General features: G+C 70.4%; 9 protein-coding genes. 5 read left to right on the plus strand and 4 right to left on the minus strand.

What is annotated here, in order from left to right; translation table 11 throughout:
* Positions 1-190: 190 nt before the first annotated feature.
* Positions 191-586, minus strand: coding sequence for a DUF2267 domain-containing protein (locus QZT59_RS15115; RefSeq protein ID WP_290818244.1), 396 nt, complete (start codon positions 584-586; stop codon positions 191-193).
* 147 nt (positions 587-733) lie between these two features.
* Here QZT59_RS15115 and QZT59_RS15120 point away from each other — a divergent pair, with 147 nt between their 5' ends.
* On the plus strand, positions 734-982 hold the full coding sequence (locus tag QZT59_RS15120; protein WP_290818247.1) for a hypothetical protein: 249 nt from the start codon (positions 734-736) through the stop codon (positions 980-982).
* A gap of 130 nt (positions 983-1,112) precedes the next feature.
* Here QZT59_RS15120 and QZT59_RS15125 read toward each other — a convergent pair whose 3' ends face one another.
* The 3 genes from QZT59_RS15125 to QZT59_RS15135 form a co-directional block, all read right to left on the minus strand.
* A complete protein-coding gene (locus QZT59_RS15125; protein ID WP_290818250.1) occupies positions 1,113-1,706 on the minus strand; it encodes a DUF308 domain-containing protein in 594 nt (197 codons plus the stop codon).
* Between the two features lie 97 nt (positions 1,707-1,803).
* Positions 1,804-2,076 (minus strand): universal stress protein, encoded by a 273-nt coding sequence (locus QZT59_RS15130; protein ID WP_290818253.1) that lies wholly within the window; start codon positions 2,074-2,076, stop codon positions 1,804-1,806.
* Positions 2,077-2,438: 362 nt separating this feature from the next.
* On the minus strand, positions 2,439-2,885 hold the full coding sequence (locus tag QZT59_RS15135) for a universal stress protein (RefSeq protein ID WP_290818256.1): 447 nt from the start codon (positions 2,883-2,885) through the stop codon (positions 2,439-2,441).
* Positions 2,886-3,048: 163 nt separating this feature from the next.
* Between QZT59_RS15135 and QZT59_RS15140 the strand changes: the two genes are divergently transcribed.
* The 4 genes from QZT59_RS15140 to QZT59_RS15155 all read left to right on the plus strand — a co-directional run.
* A complete protein-coding gene (locus QZT59_RS15140) occupies positions 3,049-3,927 on the plus strand; it encodes a universal stress protein (RefSeq protein WP_290818259.1) in 879 nt (292 codons plus the stop codon).
* A 156-nt stretch (positions 3,928-4,083) separates the two neighbouring features.
* Entirely contained in the window at positions 4,084-5,445 is a 1,362-nt protein-coding gene (locus tag QZT59_RS15145; protein WP_290818262.1) for an FAD-dependent oxidoreductase, read from the plus strand.
* Positions 5,442-6,560 (plus strand): aminotransferase class V-fold PLP-dependent enzyme, encoded by a 1,119-nt coding sequence (locus QZT59_RS15150; protein WP_290818265.1) that lies wholly within the window; start codon positions 5,442-5,444, stop codon positions 6,558-6,560. Before QZT59_RS15145 ends, QZT59_RS15150 begins: the two co-directional genes overlap by 4 nt.
* A 210-nt stretch (positions 6,561-6,770) precedes the next feature.
* Positions 6,771-7,248: DUF389 domain-containing protein (locus QZT59_RS15155; RefSeq protein ID WP_394348664.1), on the plus strand; the 478-nt coding region annotated here is incomplete at its 3' end.

Genomic DNA, 7,248 nt, shown 5'->3' on the forward strand with positions numbered 1-7,248 from the left:
ACGTCGTACCAGCGGCTGAGCGCGTCGTACCAGTCACGGGCCGCCGATTTCGAGCGCGGGACCCGGCTGATCGGGCCCGGCGGCGCCGCCGACCCGGACGGGCTCCGCGCGGTTCGCGACGCCGTCCGCTCCGACGGTGCGGCGCCCGACCGCGCATCGTTCTCGGCCGCCGACGGGTCGCCCGGTTCGGTCACTGCGAGGCCGCGTCGACCTGCGCGAAGAGCTTCTCGTAGTCCTCCGGGAGCCCGTCGCGGACCTTCCGCAGGTTCCCCGGCGGGACGACCTCGGCGACGACGGTCAGGACTCGCTGGGCGTGGTAGTTCGCGTCGGAGCGGTCGACGCCCTCGCCCTGCCGGTCGGCGATCCGGTCGAGGAACTCCCCGTAGTCGAATCGCTGTCCGTGCTCGGCGTCGGTCAGGTAGCGATCGATCTCCATCGGCAGCGGGCTGGCGAGGTCGGTCGCCTCGCCCTCGTGGAGGCGCTCGCCGAGCGTCGTCAGGACCGCCCGGGTCGCCCGAACCGCGGGCCCGAGCTCCGCGAGCTCGAGCCTGTGCTGTACCTGTCCGACGAATTCGTTGTACTTCATTGGAATCACCGGACGGACGATCGGTTCGATCCGCCGCTAGGAGGTAGACCGACCAGCGAAAAGTAGGCCAGGGGTGGTTCCCGCCGACCGGGATCGTGGGAGGTTCCTATCCGCCTTCGTCCCGTAATGCCCCCAGGTGGAGAGACCGTGGTCGAGTACTACGACAAGATCTTGCTCGCCATCGCGGCGGTCCTCGCGGCGGGCTGGCTCGTCGGCGCGCTGACGGCGGTCCCGATGCGGGACGCGCGAACCGTGAGTTTCCTCGCCGCGACCCCGCTCGTCTGGCACGCGCTCTTCAAGAACCCGCCGCTGCCGGCGAGCGAGCCCCACCGCGCGGCCGTCGCGATCGTCTGGCACGCGCTCCTCGTCTGGGCGCTGTTGATCGCACTCTACTGACGGGTCGGCGGGCGCCGATCGCTCCCGGCCCGCGATCGCGAGGGTATTCGGCTCCACCTCGCGACCGATCGCGCTCGATCGGAACTGGTCAAAAATGGCTGACTCAGGCGTTGCGGGCAAAATGGCTGACTCAGACGCCGCGAGGTTCCGTCCCGGGCGTCCGTTCTGGCTCGTCGGCGTGCCGGCCGACGTTGGCGACGGCGATCATCGAGAGTCCCGTCGCGAGCAGACTCACGCCGACGACGACGCCGACGATCCAGAGCGCGTCGATCGGGAATCCGGCCCAGAGGACGCCGGCGAGGACGAGCGAGAGCGCGCCGCTGGCCGCGATCCAGCCGCGACCCGACTCGTCGCCCATGCGGAGGCTCAGCCAGAGTTCCGCGATGCCGTCGACCAACAGGTACGCGATCACCAGGAGCGTGAGGCTCAGGAGCCCGACGATCGGATTCGCCAGCAGGACGACGCCGGCGACGATCGAGACGGCGGCCAGCGTCCCCTGCCAGAACGACCGCTTCCACCCTCGTACGGTGAACGCGTGACCGGCGTGGACGAGCCCGCCGAGCAACAGCAGCGCCCCGATGACGTACGTGATCGCGACGCCCGTCGCGAACGGGAGGGCGATCGCGAGGAGTCCGACGACGGCGACGGCGCCCCCCGCGAGTGCGAGCGTCCGCCAGCCGCCTTGTCGAGTGACCGTACCGGATTCGGTAGTAACTGTGCTCATTGTACTCACCACTCTATGAAACGACGTGTGAGCGGATATACCATTGCTACGATTTGACAGTCGTTCGGGGAAGCGGACCCATCCGGAACCGGGAGGTTCAGTCGTCGCTTATCCGCACCGTCATCGCGGGGACGGGACTCTCGGGAACGACGGTCTCGGCGACGCTCCCGACGACGAGTCGGCCCGCACCCGAGCGGCCGTGGGTCCCCATCACGACGGCGTCGACGCCGGCCTCGTCGACGTACTCGAGGATCTCGGCGGCGGGCTTGCCGTGCCGGACGCTCGTGCGGACGTCCAGGCCCTTCTCGCGGGCCGCGTCGGCGACCGCCCCGACCGCCGCCTCGCCCTCGGTTCGCTGCGTCTCGATCACGTCTCTCCACTCCGCGCTCGCGGCCTCGGCCCCGCCGTGAAGCCGCCGAGGCGAATCGGTTCGACGGCGTACACCGCGTCCACCGTCGCGTCGCTCAGCGCCGCGAGTTCGACGCCTTCGCGGATCGCCAGTCGGCCTGCTCGCGTCCGTCGGTCGGGATCGGGACGTCCTCGTAGATCGCCGTTCTACCCGTTAGGACGGCGAGGAGGCGTAAAGAGGTTGCATCGCGTTGCGATCGGCGAGCCCTCGATCGAGGGGAACCGCCCCGTCGGATGTCACGGTCCTGCACGCCGTCGTGACATCGAGTCGGACGCCGTGGGCCCGCCCGCAGACGAGGTCTCGGTTCGTCCGCGCGGGGCCCGTTACCCGTCCGAGGACTCCTCGGGGCGAACGACGGTCACCGGGACGGCCGCCCGGAGGATCACCGTCTCCGTGACGCTCCCCAGCAGGACGCGGGCGGTCCCCTCTCGGCCGTGGCTGCCGATCACGATCCCGTCGACGTCGTGCTCGTCGGCGTGCCGGATGATCGTTTTCGCCGGTTCGCCGGCCGCCAGTTCGGTTTCGACGGTGACGTCGTCCGGGAGCCCTTCGCGGACCGTTTCGAGGACCCACTCGCCCTTCTCTCGTTCGTTCTTGTACTCGTCGTCGGCCCGATACCCTGGAAACGCCTTCCGTCGGCTGTAGTCTACCATCGGGTTCATCACGTACAGCAGCGTCACGGTCGCGTCGGAGAAGTGCTGGCACGCGTATGCGGCCGCAGCCCGGGACGGACTGGAGCCGTCGACGGGAACGAGGATGTGCTCTCCCATAGGGTCCCTATCGGAACCCGGCCCGATAATCGTGGCGTCCTCCCGATAGCGAGCCGTTCGACGCCACCGACCGACCGACCGGCTGCGAGCGCGCGCCGCGGCCCGGAACCATCGATGCGACGCCCCCTTTTATCCCGGTCGCCGGCGTACCTCCGGGAACTCGATGTACGAGACGATCCTCCTTCCCGTCAACGGGAGCGACGGCGCCGATGCCGCAACCGCCCGGGCGTTCTCGCTCGCGGAGGCGTTCGACGCCACCGTTCACGTCCTGCACGTCCTGGAATTCCCGGCCGAACCCGCGGACCTCGACCCCGGTCAGCGGGACGACCTGCGCGAGTTCGTCGAACAGCGCGGACGTGCGGCCACGGCGGCGGTCGCGGAACGCGCCGCCGATCGCGGCGTCGAGACCGTCGAGGCGGTCGCCGACGGCGAGCCCCATCGCACGATCCGCGAGTACGCTCGCGAGCACGACGTCGACCTGATCGTCATGGGAACCCACGGCCGGCGAGGAGCCGAGCGAGTCCGACTGGGGAGCACGACCGAGCGCGTGCTCATGCTCTCGGACGTCCCCGTCCTCTCGGTCAGCTCGACCGACGATCGCACGGTCCCCGCGGACCTCCGGCTCGCGATCGACGACGTGGTGGTCCCGACCGACGGCAGCGAGTTCGCGGACCGGGCGGCCGAGCACGCGCTCTCGATCGCGGAGCTGGCCGGCGCCACCGTCCACGCGATCTACGTCGTCGACGAGACGATCGCCGACCTCCGGGACGCCCCGCGGAGCATCGTCGGCCTGCTCAAGGAGGGCGGCCGACGGGCCACCGACGACCTCGCGACGGAGGCTCGCGACCGCGGGCTCTCCGTCACCGGCGACGTGCTCCGCGGGAGCCCGGAGGAGGCGATCCTGGAGTACGCCGAGGGCGTCGACGCCGATCTCGTCGCGATGGGAACCCGGGGTCGCGCCGCGGGGACGGAGCGGGTGATCGGCTCCACGACCGCTCGGGTCGTCCGTCGGGTCGACCGTCCGCTGCTGACCGTCGGCTGATCGAGATCGGCGACGAACTGCCCGGGACACCGCCGAGGACGCCGTCGCGGGCGGACGCGAAACGATCCGGAACCGGTGACGCCGTACCGAGGACAATATTGGCCGGTATTGCGATATCTACGAAATATTAAGGCGGCGCGGTTCCTACGCTCGACCATGGGCGAGACGTTCGTGATAATCGGCGGTGACGCCGCGGGAATGAGCGCCGCGAGCAAGGCCAAACGCGACGACCCGGACCTCGAGGTCGTCGTCTTCGAGAAAGGCGAGTGGGTCTCCTACGCCGCCTGCGGGATGCCGTACTACGTGAAAGGGGCGATCGACGAACTCGACGATCTCGTCGCGGTGACCCCCGAGGCGTTCGTCGAGGAGCGCGACGTGGACCTGCGGACGGGCCACGAGGTCGTCGCGATCGAGCCCGACGAGCGGCTGGTCACCGTCGACGTCGACGGCGACCGGTTCGACCAGCCGTACGACCGGCTCCTGATCGCCACCGGCGCGAGTGCCGTCACGCCGCCGTTCGACGGCGTCGACCTCGACGGCGTGTTCACGATCCACGACATGGACGAGGCGGACGCCATCGACGACTACGTCGCGGCGCACGCACCCGACTCCGCCGCGATCGTCGGCGGGGGTTACGTCGGCGTCGAGATGGCCGAGGCGCTATCGGCCCGCGGACTTTCTGTCTCACTCTTCGAGATGCTCCCCCACGTCCTCCAGCCGTTCGGCGAGGCCGTCGCCGACGAGGTCGAAGACCACCTCGAAAGCGAGGGAGTCGATCTCCACCTCAACACGGCCGTGGACGGGTTCGAGGGCGATCGGCGCGTCGAGCGGGTCCACCTCGAGGACGGGACGGTCGCCGCGGACGTCGCGATCGTCGGCGTCGGCGTCGCCCCGAACGTCGATCTCGCGACCGCAGCGGGGATCGAGCTCGGCCCCACCGGCGCGATCGCCACCGACGAGTACGGCCGGACGAACGTCGCGGACGTCTTCGCCGCGGGCGACTGCGCGGAGGCGACGCACGTCGTCACCGGCGAACCCGACCACGTCCCGCTCGCGCTCACGGCGAACCGGGCGGGTCGGGCGATCGGGCAGACGATCGCCGGATCGCCGACTCAAGTCGGTGAGATCGCCGGCACGGCGATCGTGAAGGCGTTCGAACTCGGCGCCGCCCGAACCGGGATCGTCGACGACGAAGCCGCCCGCGAGGCGGGGTTCGACCCCGTTTCGGTCACGATCACGGCCTCGACGAGAGCGCACTACTATCCCGGCGCCGAGGAACTCGTCGTCACGCTCGTGGCCGACCGCGAGAGCGAGCAAGTGCTGGGCGGGACGGTCGTCGGTCGCGAAGGCGCCAAGCGGATCGACACGGTCGTGACAGCGCTGCACGCCGGCGCGACCGTGCCCGAACTCGAGTCGCTCGATCTGGCGTACGCCCCGCCGTTCAGCCCGGTCTGGGACCCGGTCCTGACGGCGGCGAAGGTACTCCGCGGAAAACTGGAGGCGGGTGAGCGGCGGTGACGCCCGAGGACCTTCGCGCGTCGATCCCTGCGCTCGAGGACGTCACCTACATGAATTTCGGCGCGAGCGGGCCGAGTCCCCGCCCGGTCGTCGAGGCCGCCGAGTCGTTCCTCGAGCACCACGAGTACGACGCGCCGGGCGGCGAGGGGATGTACACTGCGGCGTTCGACGCCTACGAGGACGTCCGCGCGACGGTCGCGGCGTTCGTGGGCGCCGACCCCTCGGAAATCGCGCTCACCCAGAGCACGACCGACGGCATCAACCGGATCGCCTGCGCGCTCGCGTGGGAACCCGGCGACGTAGTCGTCCGGACCGACCTCGAACATCCCGCGGGGATCCTCCCCTGGCAACGACTGGAGCGGGGGCGGGGCGTCGAGGTCCGCGTCGTCGAGAGCGAGCGCGGGCGTCTCGCCCTCGATCAGTATCGCGAGGCCGTCCGAGGCGCGACGCTGGTGTCCGTCAGCGCGCTCACGTGGAGCTACGGCACGCGGCTCCCGATCCGGGAACTCGTCGAGATCGCCCACGACGCCGGGGCGATGGTGCTGGTCGACGCCGTCCAGACCCCCGGCCAGCTGCCCCTCGACGTCCGGAAGTGGGGCGCCGATTTCGTCGCCGCCGCCGGGCACAAGTGGCTGCTCGGCACCTGGGGCGGCGGCTTCCTCTACGTCCGCGACGAGGTCGTCGACCAACTCGATCCCCGCGCGATCGGCTACCGGGGCGTGGTCCAGCCTACCGCCCAGCCCTACGAGTTCGAACCCGGCGCGGCGCGCCTCGAGGTCGGCACCACCAATCCGGCGGCCCACGTCGCACTCCAGGCCGCGATGGAGACGCTCGATGACGTGGGGCTGTCGACCGTCGAGCGCCGGATCGGGCGGCTAGCGGATCGACTCGTCGACGGGATTCCGGACGACCGGCTGTTGAGCCCGGATACGCCGGAATCCGGGCTGGTAACCGTCGCGGTCGACGATCCCGAGACGACCGTCGACCGCCTCCGCGAGGCGGGGATCGTCGTGCGATCGCTGCCGGCCCCCGACGCGATCAGGGCGTCGGTCCACGCCGTCAACACCTCGGCGGAGATCGACGCGTTCCTCGACCGGCTCGACCGGTCGTGGTGAGACGGACGGCTCTCCACCCTCGGTCCCCGCCCGCTGGGAACCGGTGTTCGGCTCCCGGGCTGCGCCCGCTCGTCCGTTTCCCGGACCGTGCGGGTCCGTCCGGTTCCCGGGCCGCGCCTGCCCGTTCGGTTCCCGGACCGTGCCTGCCCGTTCGGTTCCCGGACCGTGCCTGCTTATTCGTTATATACGTCCGCCGGTGGTTGGCTTCCCATGCGATATCTCGAGGTTACGGTTCCGAAGGGGCGCCGACGGGCGGTGCTCGACGTCCTCGACGACGAGGGGATCGACTACGTCGTCAGCGACGAGACGAGCGGCCGCGGCTTCGCGGCGGTCGTTCGGTTCCCGCTCCCGACGCGGGCCGTCGAGCCGATTCTCGATCGACTGCATCGAGCCGGAATCGGGGACGACGCGAGCGTCGTCGTCATCGACGCGGAGACCGTCATTTCCCAGCAGTTCGACGATCTCCTCGACCAACACAGTCACGGCGGCACGAAGGGGTCGCGAACCTCGCGGCAGGTCCTCCGGACGAAAGCCGAGGAGCTCACGCCGGCGTTTCCCATCTACGTCACGATGTTGCTCATCAGCGCCGTCGTCGCCACCGCCGGGCTCCTGGCGGACTCGCCGGCGGTCGTGGTCGGCTCGATGGTCATCGCCCCGCTCATCGGCCCCGCGCTGGCGGCGAACGTCG

This window comes from Halovivax sp. (assembly GCA_007119345.1).
In the GTDB taxonomy this organism is placed as follows: Archaea; Halobacteriota; Halobacteria; order Halobacteriales; family Natrialbaceae; genus Halovivax.

Excerpts from the sequence above, each read along its gene's own strand:
- QZT59_RS15135 (WP_290818256.1), bottom strand. The coding sequence starts at position 2,885 with ATGGGAGAGCACATCCTCGTTCCCGTCGACGGCTCCAGTCCGTCCCGG.
- QZT59_RS15145 (WP_290818262.1), top strand. The coding sequence starts at position 4,084 with ATGGGCGAGACGTTCGTGATAATCGGCGGTGACGCCGCGGGAATGAGC.
- QZT59_RS15125 (WP_290818250.1), bottom strand. The coding sequence starts at position 1,706 with ATGAGCACAGTTACTACCGAATCCGGTACGGTCACTCGACAAGGCGGC.
- QZT59_RS15140 (WP_290818259.1), top strand. The coding sequence starts at position 3,049 with ATGTACGAGACGATCCTCCTTCCCGTCAACGGGAGCGACGGCGCCGAT.
- QZT59_RS15115 (WP_290818244.1), bottom strand. The coding sequence starts at position 586 with ATGAAGTACAACGAATTCGTCGGACAGGTACAGCACAGGCTCGAGCTC.